The 13663-nt window shown below is 70.9% G+C and carries 12 protein-coding genes; 6 read left to right on the top strand and 6 right to left on the bottom strand.

Features of this window, described 5'->3' with window-relative positions; translation table 11 throughout:
- Positions 1–19 precede the first annotated feature (19 nt).
- From ABZ808_RS26125 to ABZ808_RS26105, 5 genes are read left to right on the top strand one after another with little or no spacing between them, the layout of a single operon-like run.
- Entirely contained in the window at positions 20–988 is a 969-nt protein-coding gene (locus ABZ808_RS26125; RefSeq protein WP_357011384.1) for a glutamate ABC transporter substrate-binding protein, read from the top strand.
- A 16-nt stretch (positions 989–1004) separates the two neighbouring features.
- Complete coding sequence (locus ABZ808_RS26120; protein WP_357011382.1) at positions 1005–1649, top strand: amino acid ABC transporter permease; 645 nt, start codon at positions 1005–1007, stop codon at positions 1647–1649.
- Positions 1646–2515, top strand: coding sequence for an amino acid ABC transporter permease (locus ABZ808_RS26115; RefSeq protein WP_357011380.1), 870 nt, complete (start codon positions 1646–1648; stop codon positions 2513–2515). Before ABZ808_RS26120 ends, ABZ808_RS26115 begins: the two co-directional genes overlap by 4 nt.
- A complete protein-coding gene (locus tag ABZ808_RS26110; protein WP_357011378.1) occupies positions 2512–3486 on the top strand; it encodes an asparaginase in 975 nt (324 codons plus the stop codon). The genes ABZ808_RS26115 and ABZ808_RS26110 overlap by 4 nt, the downstream gene beginning before the upstream one ends.
- 50 nt (positions 3487–3536) lie before the next feature.
- Complete coding sequence (locus ABZ808_RS26105; RefSeq protein ID WP_357011375.1) at positions 3537–4280, top strand: copper homeostasis protein CutC; 744 nt, start codon at positions 3537–3539, stop codon at positions 4278–4280.
- 81 nt (positions 4281–4361) lie between these two features.
- Here the strand turns inward: ABZ808_RS26105 and ABZ808_RS26100 are convergent, their stop codons facing one another.
- From ABZ808_RS26100 to ABZ808_RS26075, 6 genes are all read right to left on the bottom strand, one after another.
- Positions 4362–6047 (bottom strand): SulP family inorganic anion transporter, encoded by a 1686-nt coding sequence (locus ABZ808_RS26100; protein ID WP_357011373.1) that lies wholly within the window; start codon positions 6045–6047, stop codon positions 4362–4364.
- A complete protein-coding gene (locus tag ABZ808_RS26095) occupies positions 6044–6382 on the bottom strand; it encodes a metalloregulator ArsR/SmtB family transcription factor (RefSeq protein WP_357011371.1) in 339 nt (112 codons plus the stop codon). The genes ABZ808_RS26100 and ABZ808_RS26095 overlap by 4 nt, the downstream gene beginning before the upstream one ends.
- A gap of 149 nt (positions 6383–6531) precedes the next feature.
- On the bottom strand, positions 6532–8973 hold the full coding sequence (locus tag ABZ808_RS26090) for a glycoside hydrolase family 2 protein (protein ID WP_357011369.1): 2442 nt from the start codon (positions 8971–8973) through the stop codon (positions 6532–6534).
- A complete protein-coding gene (locus ABZ808_RS26085) occupies positions 8970–9812 on the bottom strand; it encodes a carbohydrate ABC transporter permease (protein WP_357011611.1) in 843 nt (280 codons plus the stop codon). Before ABZ808_RS26085 ends, ABZ808_RS26090 begins: the two co-directional genes overlap by 4 nt.
- Positions 9813–9865: 53 nt before the next feature.
- On the bottom strand, positions 9866–10885 hold the full coding sequence (locus ABZ808_RS26080) for a sugar ABC transporter permease (protein ID WP_357011366.1): 1020 nt from the start codon (positions 10883–10885) through the stop codon (positions 9866–9868).
- A gap of 87 nt (positions 10886–10972) precedes the next feature.
- The gene (locus ABZ808_RS26075) at positions 10973–12253 is read right to left on the bottom strand and encodes an extracellular solute-binding protein (RefSeq protein ID WP_357011364.1); all 1281 of its coding nucleotides are present in this window, start codon (positions 12251–12253) and stop codon (positions 10973–10975) included.
- A gap of 380 nt (positions 12254–12633) precedes the next feature.
- Between ABZ808_RS26075 and ABZ808_RS26070 the strand changes: the two genes are divergently transcribed.
- Positions 12634–13653 carry a LacI family DNA-binding transcriptional regulator gene (locus ABZ808_RS26070; protein WP_357011362.1) on the top strand — a complete coding sequence of 340 codons (1020 nt, stop codon included), beginning with the start codon at positions 12634–12636 and terminating at the stop codon, positions 13651–13653.
- The last annotated feature ends 10 nt before the right edge of the window (positions 13654–13663 follow it).

The raw sequence follows: 13663 nt of genomic DNA, 5'->3' as shown, positions 1-13663 counted from the left end.
CCCCCAACGGGAGGGTGTCATGTCAATTTTCCAGAAGAGCCTCACCCGGCGGCGCTCGCTCGCCCTCACCGCAACGGCGGTGGCGGTGGCCCTCGTCGCCACCGGCTGCGGCGGTGACGGCGACAGCAGCGCGCCGAAGCTGCCCGGCGACTCCGGCCTGGGCGGCGACGGTGTGGTCGCCCAGTCGGTGTACGACGCAGCCCCCGTGGCCACCGACGCCGAGATCCCGGCCGGTTCCACCATGGATGCGATCCGCAAGCGCGGCTACCTGAACATCGGCGGATCTCTCGACGCGCCGCTACTCGCCCAGCAGAACCCGGTGAGCGGCACCATCGAAGGCTTCGACGCCGACATGGCCAAGCTGCTGGCGAAGTACATCATCGGCAAGCCCGAGGTGAAGACGACGACCATCGGCACCCAGACCCGGGAGGCCATGCTCCAGGCCAAGTCGGTCGACGCGGTCTTCCAGACGTACACCATCACCCCGCAGCGGGCCACCCAGGTCGCCTTCGCCGGGCCGTACCTCACCTCCGGCCTGGCGGTCGGGGTCCGCAAGGACGACACCTCGATCAAGAGCGTCAAGGACCTCGCCGGCAAGACCGTCATCGTCGGGGCGAACACCCCTGCGGTCACCGCGCTGCCGTCGGCCGCCCCCGGCTCGAAGCAGATCGCCTTCGGCACCGACCCGCAGGCGTTGCAGGCCCTGCTCCAGAAGCGCGGCGACGCGTACGTGCAGGACTTCACGCTGCTCGCCTCGGGCGCCCAGGCGAACCCGGGGATGAAGGTGGTCGGCGAGCCGTTCACCACGGAGGCGTACGGCATCGGCCTCAACCGGGAGGACACGCAGTTCAAGGAGTTCGTCAACAACTGGCTGAAGAAGATCCAGGCCGACGGCACGTGGGCGAAGGTCTGGGAGGGCACCCTCGGTTCAGTCGTCGAGGGTGGGGCGCCCACCCCGCCGGCCCTCGGTTCCGCCGACGGCTCCTGAGCATCCTCTCGTACCGATGGACGCCCTCACCGCCCACCTGAGCGAGCTCGGCCACGGCCTGGTCACGACGGTCGAACTGACCGTCGTGACCACCATCGGCGCGATGCTGCTGGGCATCGTCGTAGCGACCCTGCGGATCGCTCCCGTCCCACTGCTGCGCGCCATCGGCACGGCGTACGTCGAGGTGTTCCAGAACCTGCCGCTGCTGGCTCTCCTGGTGCTCTTCGTCTTCGCGCTGCCGGCCATCGGAATCACGTTCCCGCTGTTCACCTCGGCCGCGATCGTCATCGCCGTGTACGAGGGGGCGTACCTGGCGGAGGCGATCCGGGCCGGGATCAACACGGTCGGCGTCGGCCAGGCTGAGGCCGCCCGGGCCATCGGGCTCACCTTCGGCCAGTCCCTGCGGCACGTGATCCTGCCGCAGGGACTGCGGGCGGTGATCCAGCCGATCGGCAACATCTGCATCGCGCTGCTGATGAACACCTCACTGGCCGCCGTCGTCGGAATCGTCGAGCTGACCCAGGCGGCCAACACTGTAAACCTCGTCGAGGCTCAGCCGATCGCCGTCTTCACCGGCGCGGGTCTCGCCTACATGCTGCTGGCGTTGATCATCGGTCAGGTCACCGGCTTGCTCGAACGAAGGCTGGCGATCGTCCGATGAACCAGGCCCAACAGATTCTCTTCGACGAGCCCGGCCCCCGTGCCCGGCGACGGATCCGGATCGCCACGGTGCTGGGCGCCGTCGTCCTGGCCGGGGCGATCGTCGCGGCCGTGTACCAGTTCGCCAGCCACGGCGAGCTGGCCGCCGAGCGGTGGGAGCCGTTCACCACCTGGCCGATCTGGCGGTACCTGCTCAACGGGCTGTGGGCCACCGTGCGCGCGGCCGCCGCGACGGCCGTGCTCAGCGCCGCGCTCGGGTTGCTGCTGGCGCTCGGCCGGCTGTCGGTGCATCGACCGCTGCGGTGGCTGTCCGGCGCGTACGTGGAGATCTTCCGAACCGTCCCCACCCTGCTGCTGATCTACGTGACGCTGTTCGCCCTGCCGCAGTACGGCATGAACTTCCCGCTGTTCTGGAAGCTCGTGGTGCCGCTGGTGGTCTCCAACTCGGCGGCGTTCGCCGAGATCTTCCGCGCCGGCATCCTGGCCCTGGACCGTGGGCAGACCGAGGCCGGCCTCGCCGTCGGGCTGCGTCGTGGGCAGGTGATGGCGCTGGTGGTGCTGCCCCAGGCGCTGGTCCAGCTCGCCCCGTCCCTGGTCAGCCAGCTGGTCGGGCTGCTCAAGGACACCTCGCTCGGCTTCGTGGTCAGCTACACCGAGTTGCTCTACAGCGGTCAGGTGCTCTCCTCCTACACCCACCTGCTGATCCAGACGTTCATGGTGGTGGCGCTGATCTACCTGGTGGTCAACGCCTCGCTGTCGAAGTTCGCCCGCGTGCTCCAGGCCCGCAACGGCCGCTTCGGCGGCCGGCGTGGACGACGGAGCGCGGACCTGCCCCCGCCGCTCATCGAAGGGAACAGCCCCCGGTGACCACCTTCCGCTACGCCGAACTGGCCCGGGTCGTCCGGAACGGCTTCGTCGAGAGCAGGCACTACGGCAGCGCCGTGGTGCTCGCCCCGAACGGCGAGATCGTCCTCGCCGCCGGCGTGCCCGACGAGCCGGTGCTCCCCCGCTCCACCCTGAAGCCGGTGCAGGCGTTGGCCTGTCGGGTCGCGGCCACCGGGCCGGACGGCGTCGACCCGCTGACCGGCCCGGCGCTGGCCCTGGCCGCCGGCAGCCACACCGGCGACGACCGGCACGTCGAGGTGGTCCGGGTGATGCTCGCCGGCGCCGGCCTGACCGAGGACGCGCTCGGCTGCCCGGCGGACTGGCCGGAGGACGAGCAGACCCGGGACCGGCTGATCCGCGCCGGTGGGCAGCGCGAACGGATCCGGATGAACTGCTCCGGCAAGCACGCCGCGATGCTCGTCGCCTGCGTCGCCCGGTCCTGGAGCACGCACGACTATCTCGACCCGAATCACCCGTTGCAGCGGGAGACCGCCGCGACGGTCGCCCGGCTGGCCGGCACGCCGATCGCGCACCACGCGGTCGACGGCTGCGGCGCGCCGCTGTTCGGTCTGCCGCTGACCGGCCTGGCCCGCACGTTCCAGGCGTTGGTCGCCGCGCCGGCCGGGAGCGACGAGGCGCTGGTGGCGCAGGCCATGCGCCAACACCCGGAGTACGTGGGCGGTTGGCACGGGCACCCGAACACCGACCTGATGCGGGCACTGCCCGGTGTGCTCGCCAAGGGCGGGGCCGAGGGCGTGCTCGCGGTGGCGGCCCCGGACGGTCACGCCGTGGCGGTGAAGGTCATCGACGGCTCACCCCGAGCCACCACCGCCATCGCGCTCGCCGCGCTCGACACCGTGGGCGTACCGGTGGGCGGAGCCGACGCGCTGCGCCGGGTGCCGGTGCTCGGTGGCGGCGAACCCGTCGGCGCGGTCACCGCCGTCATCGAATAAGCGCGTCTCGCACCCGAATCGGCCCCGTCCCGCACCGAAAAGGAACAGTCATGAGCACATTCGAGATCTGCATCGACAGCGTCGAGGGGGCGGTCGCCGCCGAGGAGGCCGGCGCCGCCCGGGTGGAGCTGTGCTCCGCGCTCTTCGATGGCGGGCTGACCCCCAGCCTGGGCACCATCGAGACGACTCTGCGCGCCGTCACCCGGATCCGGGTGCACGTGATCGTCCGGCCACGGGCCGGCGACTTCATCTACTCGCCGTTGGAGATCGAGGCGATGGAGCGGGACGTACGGGCGGCGGTCGAGGCCGGCGCGCACGGCATCGTGATCGGCGCGCTGACCGCCGAGGGTGACATCGACGTGCCGACCACCCGTCGGCTGATCGCCGCCGCCGGTGACGTCCCCATCACCTTCCACCGTGCGTTCGACATGACCCGCGACCCGCACGCCGCGCTGGAGCAGCTGATCGAGCTGGGCGTGCACCGGGTGCTCACCTCGGGCCAGGAGGTCAGCGTGCTGGAGGGTGCTCCGCTCATCGCCGACCTGGTCCGCCGGGCCGCCGGGCGGATCATCGTGATGCCGGGTGGTGGCATCACGCCGCGCAACATCACCCGGATCATCGAGGCGACCGGTGCCGACGAGTTCCACTTCGCCGCCCTGGTCAGCTCGGACAGCCCTGCCGTGCACCGCAACCCCGCACCGCTGATGGGCGGCAGCCTGCACCGGCCCGAGTACGAGCGGTCCGGCACGTCCGGGTCGCTGGTCGGCCAGGTGCTCGCCGCCGCCCGCGCCTGAGTAGCAACACGTTCGACGAGCGGCGGGTCTCCTTCGGACCCGCCGCTCGTCGGGTCAGCGGACAGGGCCGGCCCCAGCCCGTCACATCCCGTCGGCCGGGTCGGCTGTCGCAGTGAGCGCGGCACCCCGGGCGTAGCGGATCGCGGCCGGGGTGTCGGGGAAGACCAGCCCCTCGCGACGTAGGTCGTCAGCCACTCCGAGAGTCGCGAGGACCTGGTCATGGGCGGGCGTGATGCCGGAGAGCAGGACGACGATCCCGCGTCCGCGTAGTCGTCCGATCGCGTCACCGAGGACGTGTGCACCGGTGGCGTCCATCGTGGTCACCCGGGACATCCGCAGGATGACGACACGGACGTCGGCGATCTCGGAGAGCTGGAGCAGGAACGTGTGCGCCCCAGCGAAGAAGAGCGGCCCGTCCAGCCGGTACGCGACGATGTGCTCGGTGAGCAGCGCGTACTCCTCGGCGCTGTGTTCCCCGGGGTCGAGGGTCACCTGTTCCAGCCGGGCGCTGCGGGCCACCGCGCGCAGGGCGAGCACCACGGCGACGCCGACACCGACCGCGACGGCGGTGACGAGGTCCCAGATCACGGTGACGGCGAAGGTGAGCACCAGCACGACGGCGTCGCCCCGGGTCGCCCGGGCCAACGCCCACAACGAGCCGGCCTCCACCATGCGGACCGTGGTGGCCAGCAGCACCCCGGCCAGGGCGGCGAGCGGGATCCGGCCGACCAACGGCGCGGCGGCCAGCACGATCGCCGCGAGGGCGACCGCGTGGGTGAGGGCGGCGAGCTTCGAGGCCGCCCCGGCGCGGACGTTGACCGCAGTACGGGCGATGGCGGCGGTCGCCGGGATGCCGCCGAAGAGCGGGGCGGCGATGTTGGCCAGCCCCTGACCGAACAACTCCCGGTCCGGGTCGTGCCGTTCACCGACGGTCATGCCGTCGGCGACGGTGGCGGAGAGCAGGCTCTCCAGGGCGGCGAGCGCGGCGACCGCGAGCGCGCTGGGCAGCAGCACGCCGAGCGCGCCGAGGTCGAGGAAGCCGAGCGAAGGCACGGGCAGGTTCTGCGGCAGCGCGCCGATCCGGATCAGGTCGACCGGCAGGGCCTCGGCGAGGAGGGTGGCAGCCCCCACGCCGAGCAGCGAGAACGGCAGGCCGGGGCGCCACCGGGCGCCCAGCAGCATCAGCGCCGCGACGGCGAGTGCCACCGCGAGCGCCGCCGGCTGCGGGTGTGCAACAAACCGGGCGACCGCGCTGGCGGCGACGGCCCAGACCTTCTCCCCGTGCACATCGGTGACGCCGAGCGCGGCGGGCACCTGTTGCAGGGCGATGACCACGGCGATGCCGGCGGTGAAGCCCTCCAGCACCGGGGTGGGTAGGTAGCGGACGTACCTGCCCAGGCGGGCCACGGCGAGCGCGATCAGCACTAGGCCGGCCATCGCCCCGACCATGAGCACGCCGGTGGCTCCGAACTGCTGCACCACCGGCACCAACACCACGGTCATCGCCCCGGTCGGCCCGGAGACCTGGAGGTTGGAGCCGCCGAAGACGGCGGCCACCGCGCCCGCGACCACGGCGGTGATCAGCCCGGCCTGGGCCCCCAGCCCGGAGGTGACCCCGAACGCCAGGGCCAGCGGCAGTGCCACCACCGCCACGGTGAGCCCGGCCAGCACGTCCCGACGCGGCGAGCGGCGGACAGCCACCCAGTCGGCTCGGCCCGGCAGCAGCCCGAGGAGCCGCTCACGGACCACAGGGAGGGCGCCGCTCACCTGTTCCCGCCGGTGGCCCGCAGCTCGTCGAGGAGGCCGTCCCGGTCGGTGAGGACCGCGCCGAGGATTCGCCGACCGGCGGCCAACAGGTCGGCCACGTCCGGGGTGCTGAGGGCGTACATGACGAGGGGACCGTCGCGGTATGAGGTGACCATTCCCGCGCGGCGCAGCACGGCGAGCTGCTGGGAGAGGTTGGAGGCCTCGACCTCGATCACGGCGAGCAGGTCGCGAACCGGCTTGGGGCCGTCCTGGAGCAGTTCGAGGACCCGGATACGCACCGGGTGCCCGAGGGTGCGGAAGAGTTCCGCCTTCGCCTGGTACAGCGGGACCGACATGACCATCCTCCCGATCGATACGAAGACTTTAGCACTTGAAGAAGTCTTCAATCGGTGGATCGCGATGGCGCGGCGGTCCGCCCAGGTTGCCCGGGTTGCCCAGGACGGGCCCCTCCTGGACCGGAGAGGTCGAGGAAGGGCCCGTCCGGTCAGATGTCGTTGACGCAGCGAAGCACCGGACGGCTGGTCAGCGCCGCCGGGTCCAACGCGGTGTCGGCGCGCACGGTGAAGGCGACCGACTCACCCGGCAGCAGGGTGACCAGGGCGTTGTCCACCTCGGCCGAGGCGTCCAACCGGTCCGCGAAGATGCTCAGATCGCGCAGCACCGTCCGCGCGGTGACCAGGACCCGCTGGCCGCCATCGGCCGGCTCGACCGTCGCGTCCCACTGCGCCGCCGGCCACTCGACGTCGCGGTCCTCGGCGAAGAACCACAGCGCCCGCTCCGCGGTGTCGCCGGCTTCCGCGACCAACAGCTCACGCCGGCCTTCGTTCGGCCGTGCCAGTTCCGCCGGCAGCGCCAGCACCACCGAGGAGTACGCCGGGACGTCGAGGTTGACCGACGTCTTCGCCCTCGGCTCCCCGGTGAGGGTGAGTCGGGTGATGGTGGCCGGCCCGGCCCATGCCTGCGCGGTCTCGTTCACCGCGACCAGCGCCAGCCCGCCGTCGCGCGGCTGCACGGTGAGCAGCCGGTCGGCGTAGGCGCGGCGGAGCGCGTACCACAGGGGTTTGCGCCGGCCGTCGCCGTCGACGGCCGACCAGGAGGTGACCGGCCAGCAGTCGTTGAGCTGCCAGACGATGGTGCCCATGCACACCGGCCGGTACGAGCGGAAGTGCTCGACGCCGAGTTGGATGGCGCGGGCCTGGTTGAGCTGGGTGAGGTAGTGCCAGTCGTCGAAGTCGGCCGGCGCGGGCAGATGGGCGTCCAACCCGCGCTGGAGCTTGCCGTCCCCGCCGGCCGCCTTCTGGTGGTGGGCCATGCCCGGCGAGTCGTGAGCGAGGGGCTCGTCGGAGATGGACCGGCGCAGCGTGGCGTACGCCGGTGGGGCCTGGTAGCCGAACTCGGCGACGAAGCGCGGCACGTACTCCCGGTACTTGGTGTAGTCGTCGGTGTTCCACACGTCCCAGATGTGGGTGGTGCCGTGCGCCGGGTCGTTGGGGTGGATCTCCTCGCTGCCCGACCAGGGGCTGCCCGGCCAGTACGGACGGGTCGGGTCGAGCGCGCCGACGATGCGGGGCAGCACGTCCAGGTAGTAGCCGCGCCCCCAGGTGCGCCCGTCGAGGGCCTGCTGCCAGTCCCAGTCGTGCCAGCCCCAGATGTTCTCGTTGTTGCCGGTCCAGAGCACCAACGACGGGTACGGCGCCAGCCGGGTCACCTGCTCGGCGGCCTCGGCGGCCACCTCGCTGCGCAACGGCTCCTCCTCCGGGTACGCGGCGCAGGCGAAGAGGAAGTCCTGCTGGACGAGCAGGCCGCGCTCGTCGGCGAGGTCGTAGAAGTCGGCCGACTCGTACCGGCCGCCGCCCCAGACCCGCAGCAGGTTGATGTTGGCCGCGGTGGCCTGGTCGAACCGCTGCGCCAGCCGGTCCCGGGTGATCCGGGTGGGGAACACGTCGTCGGGGATCCAGTTGACCCCGCGTACGAAGACCGGGACGTCGTTGACCGACAACGCGAACGGGGTGCCGTGCTCGTCGGGTGTGGTGTCCAGTCGCACCGAGCGGAAGCCGATCCGGTGGGACCAGGTGTCCAGGGTGTCGCCGTCCGGCGCGTGCAGGGTCACCTCCAGCGGGTGGCGCGTCTGCTCGCCGTACCCCCGGGGCCACCACAGTGCGGGCTCGCGGACGGCGAGGGTCAGCACGGCCGTACGTTGCCCGACCGGGACGACGACCTCGGCGTGGGCGTCGGCGACGGTGGCGCGGACGGTCAGCGGGACGTCCGCGGCCCGCTCGACCTCGACGTGCAGCTCGACCCGCCCGTCCCGACCGTCCAGTGTGACAAGCGGGCGGACGGTGGCCAGCCGGGCGGTGGACCAGGCGTGCAGGCCGATGTCCTGCCAGATGCCGGCGGTGACCAGGGTCGGCCCCCAGTCCCAGCCGAAGTTGCAGGCCATCTTGCGGATGAAGTGGAACGGCTCCGGATAGGCGTTGGGCCGGTCACCGAGTCGCTCCTGCTGCCCCTCGGCGTAGCGGTACGCGGAGTCGAACGCCACAACCAGGTCGTTGTCACCGTCGCGCAGCAGCGAGCCGACGTCGAAGCGGTAGCCGCGGTGCATGTTCTCGGTGCGGCCGACCTCGACGCCGTTGAGGGTGAGGGTGGCGACGGTGTCCAGGCCGGCGCAGACCAGGTCGACGCGCTCGTCGTCGCCCGGCTGGTGGACGAACGTGGCCTGGTAGACCCAGTCGGTGCGGCCGATCCAGGCCAGCGCCAGTTCGTTGTCGTCGAGGTACGGGTCGGGGATCAGGCCGGCGTCGAGCAGGTCGGTGTGGACGCAACCGGGCACGGTCGCCGACACCACCCGGCCGGCGATCTCGGTCGGCACCTGCGCTCCGGGTGCCGCTCGCAGGGTCCAGCCGTCGTGGAGTGCCTGTCGGCTCAAGACTTCACCGCACCTTCCATGATTCCGCGGACGATCTGACGTCCACCGATGAACAGCATGATCAGCAAGGGGATGGTAGCCACGAACGCACCCGCGAGGACCCGGCGGTAGATGACGTAGTTGCCGCTGGCCAGGTCGGAGATGGCCACCATCGAGGTCGGATAGTCGGTGCCGCCCAGGGTGATCAGCGGCCACTGGAAGTCGTTCCAGGTCGCCACGAAGGTGAGCAGGCCGAGCACCGCGAGGGCCGGCCGGATCGCCGGCAGGACGATGGACCGGTAGACGCGCATGGTGGTCGCGCCGTCCATCCGGGCCGACTCGACCAGCTCGTCGGGCACGGTGTTGAGGATGAACTGCCGCATGTAGAAGACCCCGAACGCGGTGACCAGGCCGGGCACGATGACCGCCAGCAGGGTGCCGTTCCAGCCGAGCTTGCCCATCACGATGTAGAGCGCCACCACGCCGAGCTGGTTGGGCACGGTGAGGGTGAGCACCACGAACAGCATCAGCCAGCGGCTGCCGGCGAAGCGCAGCTTGGCGAAGGCGAACCCGGCCAGCGAGCAGAAGAACAGCATCGAGGCTGTCACCACGGTCGAGACGATGACGCTGTTGACCAGCGAGGCGGCGAAGTAGACGTCCTGGAGGGAGAAGACCTCGTCCAGGTTGACCAGGAACCGGTCGCCGGGGATCACGGCCGGCGGGATCCGGGCCAGGGCCTCGTCGTTGCTGGTGGCGATGACGAACATCCAGTACAGCGGGAACGCCGCGAAGAGCATGGTGGTGGCCAGCAGCAGGTACGTCCCGATGCCGGCCGGGGTGTCCTGCGGCGCGCGGCCCATCAGGGCGGCCCGTCGGCGGGTCCTGGTGGCCGGCGGTGCGGTGTCGACGGCGCTCACCTGGATCGCCCTCCGGAGAGTCGGTTGGTCAGCAGGGTGTTGATCCCGGCCACGACCAGGATGATCAGGAAGAGTGCCCAGCTCATCGCGGCGGCGTACCCGAGGTTGAGGTCCTTCCAGCCGACCTTGTAGATCAGCTGCGCGATGGTCTGCCACTCGCCGTTGGGTCCGCCAGTGGCGGCCTGGGCGTTGAGGTCGAAGAGCATCGGCTCGATGAAGAGCTGGAACCCGCCGATGGTGGAGAGGATGACGGTGAACACGATCACCGGCTGGATCATCGGCACAGTGATCCGCCAGAGCTGACGCCACGGGCCGGCGCCGTCGACCGCGGCGGCCTCGTAGACGTCGCGCGGGATGGACTGCATGGCGGCCAGGTAGAGCAGCGCGTTGTAGCCGATCCACTTCCAGTTGACCATCGTGGCGATGGCAATCCAGGAATGCAGCTTGTCGGCCCGCCAGTTGATCGGCTCGGCACCGCCGATGCCGAACAGGCCGAGCACCCAGTTGGCCATCCCGAAGTCGCGGGAGAAGAAGACGCTGAACACCATCGTCGACGCGACGATCGGGGTGACGTACGGCAGCAGCACGCCGACCCGCCACCAGGTCTGCGCCCGCAGCCGGCGGTTGAGCAACGACGCCACGATCAGCGCGAGCAGGAGCTGTGGCACCGAGGAGAGCAGGAAGATGCCGAAGGTGTTGTAGAGCGCGTTCCAGAAGTCCTCGTCGCCGAAGAGTTGGCGGAAGTTGGCCAGCCCGGCCCAGCCGGTCAGCGTCGGGTCGTCCAGCCGGTAGTTGCGCAGCGCGACGATGCCGTTGAAGACCAGCGGGAACAGGCCGAACACCAGGAAGATCAGGAAGAAGGGCGCGATCAGCACGTACGGCATGTAGCGCATGTCGAACCGGTACAGCCGGTCGCGCCAACTGGGCCGGCGGTGGTCCGGGTCGGTGCCGTGGCCGTGCCGCCCGTCGGCGGCTCGGCGGCCCGGCGACGCGGGCGCGGCGCGGGTGGTGGACATCGGGACACTCCAGGGCCGAAGAGACGGGGGTACGCGCGGGTGGCGCGGGGGCGGCCCGGTGCCCGGACCACCCCCGCGCCGACGGGCTCAGGAGGTGCTGGCCTTCTCGGCCTCCTTGACCGCCTCGGCCCAGGCGGCCTCGGGCTTGAGGGTCTTGTTCTGCACCCGGATCAGCACGTTCTCCACGGCCACCCGGGTCGGGCCGTTCTTCTTGCCCAGGTACTGCGGGGTCAGGCCCTGCGCCATCTTGGGGAAGATCTGCCCGACGGGTGCGTTGGTGAAGAACGGGTTCTTGAAGTCGGCGATGGCCGGGTCGCTGTAGAGGGCCGGCTGCGAGGGCAGGTTGCCGACCTTCTTGAAGATCTCGATCTGCTGCTCCGGCTGGACCAGCCACTCGACCAGCTTGTACGCCTCGTCGACGTTCTTGCCCTGCTTGGGGATCGTCAGGAACGAGCCACCCCAGTTGCCGCCGCCACCGGGGACCGCGGCGATGTCCCACTTGCCCTCGGTGCCGGGGGCGGTGTCCTTGATGTGCCCGAGCATCCAGGCAGGGCAGGCGAGCACCGCGAAGGAGCCGCTGGTGAAGCCCTTGTCCCAGTCGGCCTGGAAGCTGGCCAGGTTGGCGGAGAGCCCGGCCTGGATCGCCCTGATGGTGTAGTCGAAGGCGATCTTCGGACCTTGCTCCATCTGGAGCTGGTCCTGTTCGTTGTAGAAGCCGACCGGCTGCTGGCCGAGGATCGGGTTGAACAGGTTGCTGCCGGCGTCGATGAACTTCTTGTTGCTCTTGGCGGTGTAGTCCTGGCCGACCTCGATGAACCTGTCCCAGGTGGGCCAGAGGGCGGAGACCTGGTCGCGCTCGGTGGGCAGCCCGGCGGCCTTGAATAGGTCGGTGCGGTAGCACATCGCCAGGCCACCGGTGTCGGTGCCGAGACCGATCTGGGTCTTGCCGTCGGCGGAGAGCGACTGCTTCCACTTCCACGGCAGGTACTTGCTCTCGTACCCCCCGGCGCCCTTGTCGAGCAGGTTGACGAACTTGTCCGACTGGCTGCGGAACTGCACCATGAAGCCCTCGTCGACGGCGGCGATGTCCGCCGCGCCGGAGCCGGCGACCAGCTTCTTCTGCAGGTCCTCGTGCTGGGCGTTGTACTCCCCGGAGTTCAGCTGGATCTTGACGTTGGGGTTGGCCGCCTCGTACTTCGTCTTGAGATCCTGGAGGCCGAAGTCGCCCCAAAAGTTGATCTTCAAGGTGACCTGCCCGCCCGCCGCATCGGAGTCCTGCCCGCTCTTGCCGCTGCACGCGGCGATCAGGGCGAGGCCGACGACGCCTGCGGCGACCGCGCGGGCCCACCGGGTCCCGGACCGTTCCATGTCATCCTCCGTACGCGCGCTCCCGAACATCGAGAGACGTTGACTGAACCGGATAAGTTACGCCACCGTACGGTCCGGTTCCAGGAGTGTCAACGGCCGGTTAACGCCCGGCCCGATCGATCCATGAAATGACATCACCCAGCGTGGAAATGCGTGGTGAGGGCCCTTTCGTGGCAGCTTCACGCAGCAGCGCCCACCCCACCTCCGAGACTTCCCGATGTGCTGAACCGGGCAAGTTCAGCGCTTCGCCGACCGTGCACGTCCGGCCGCGACCGGTTGCGCTACGTTGGGGCCGCCGACACGCCACCCACGGGCTGGCCCGGTCATGGCAAGGTCAGCAACCCCGGCGACCCCCGGGGCGAGAGTGGAGGAGCACGCCGGTGAAGCGGCCGACCATCGCCGACGTCGCCCGACGCGCCGGGGTGTCCAAGGGCGCCGTGTCGTACGCGCTGAACGGGCAGCCCGGCGTCTCCGAGGCCACCCGGCAGCGCATCCTCGCCATCGCCACCGAGATCGGGTTCAGCCCGAGCAGCGCCGCCCGGGCGCTCTCCGCCGCCACCGCCGAGGCCGTCGGCCTGGCCCTCTGCCGGCCGGCCCGGATCCTGGGCATCGAGCCGTTCTTCATGGAGCTGATCAGCGGCGTCGAGGCGGAGCTGTCCGCCCGCTCGTACGCCCTGACCCTCCAGGTGGTGGCCGACCACGACGCCGAGATCGCGGTCTATCGGCGCTGGTGGGGTGAGCGCCGGGTCGACGGTGTGCTCGTCTGCGACCTGCGCACCGACGACCGACGCATCCCCGCACTGGAACAACTCCAGCTGCCGGCGGTGGTGATCGGCGGGCCGGGCGGCACGGGCGAGCTGGCCAGCCTCTGGTCCGACGACGCGGCGGCGCTGACCGAGACGGTGGAATACCTGGTCGCCCTCGGGCACCGGCGGATCGCCCGGGTCGGCGGTCTGCCCGACCTGCGCCACACCGAGATCCGCACCGACGCCTTCACGGCGGTGTGCCAGCGGCTAGGCCTGGTCGACGCGGTCACCGTCTGGTCCGACTACACCGGCGAGGAGGGTGGCCGGGCCACCCGTCGGCTGCTCAGCTCCGGGCAGCGACCCACCGCCGTCATCTACGACAACGACGTGATGGCGATCGCCGGGCTCTCCGTCGCCCAGGAGATGGGGCTCACCGTGCCGGCCGACCTGTCCATCGTGGCCTGGGACGACTCACCGCTGTGCCGGCTCGTGCACCCGCCCCTGACGGCCCTCGGCCGCGACATCCCGGCGTACGGCGCGCACGCCGCCCGCCAACTGCTCGCCGTCATCGCCGGGCAGCCCGCGACCCGTGTTCAGGACGAGACGCCGCACCTCACCCCGCGCGGCAGCACCGCTCCGCCGCGGGTGAGGTGAACCGGTTCAG

Origin of the sequence: Micromonospora sp. NPDC047527, assembly GCF_040643015.1 — a bacterium.
Classification (GTDB): domain Bacteria; phylum Actinomycetota; class Actinomycetes; order Mycobacteriales; family Micromonosporaceae; genus Micromonospora.
The sequence above is the reverse complement of the archived record's forward strand: the minus strand, read 5'-3'. Positions and strand labels throughout refer to the sequence as shown.

What these genes read in the sequence shown, in the direction of transcription:
- ABZ808_RS26095 (WP_357011371.1), bottom strand. Translation starts at nt 6,382, where the DNA reads ATGTCGGTCCCGCTGTACCAGGCGAAGGCGGAACTCTTCCGCACCCTC.
- ABZ808_RS26115 (WP_357011380.1), top strand. Translation starts at nt 1,646, where the DNA reads ATGAACCAGGCCCAACAGATTCTCTTCGACGAGCCCGGCCCCCGTGCC.
- ABZ808_RS26085 (WP_357011611.1), bottom strand. Translation starts at nt 9,812, where the DNA reads ATGGGCCGCGCGCCGCAGGACACCCCGGCCGGCATCGGGACGTACCTG.
- ABZ808_RS26105 (WP_357011375.1), top strand. Translation starts at nt 3,537, where the DNA reads ATGAGCACATTCGAGATCTGCATCGACAGCGTCGAGGGGGCGGTCGCC.
- ABZ808_RS26080 (WP_357011366.1), bottom strand. Translation starts at nt 10,885, where the DNA reads ATGTCCACCACCCGCGCCGCGCCCGCGTCGCCGGGCCGCCGAGCCGCC.
- ABZ808_RS26075 (WP_357011364.1), bottom strand. Translation starts at nt 12,253, where the DNA reads ATGGAACGGTCCGGGACCCGGTGGGCCCGCGCGGTCGCCGCAGGCGTC.
- ABZ808_RS26120 (WP_357011382.1), top strand. Translation starts at nt 1,005, where the DNA reads ATGGACGCCCTCACCGCCCACCTGAGCGAGCTCGGCCACGGCCTGGTC.
- ABZ808_RS26125 (WP_357011384.1), top strand. Translation starts at nt 20, where the DNA reads ATGTCAATTTTCCAGAAGAGCCTCACCCGGCGGCGCTCGCTCGCCCTC.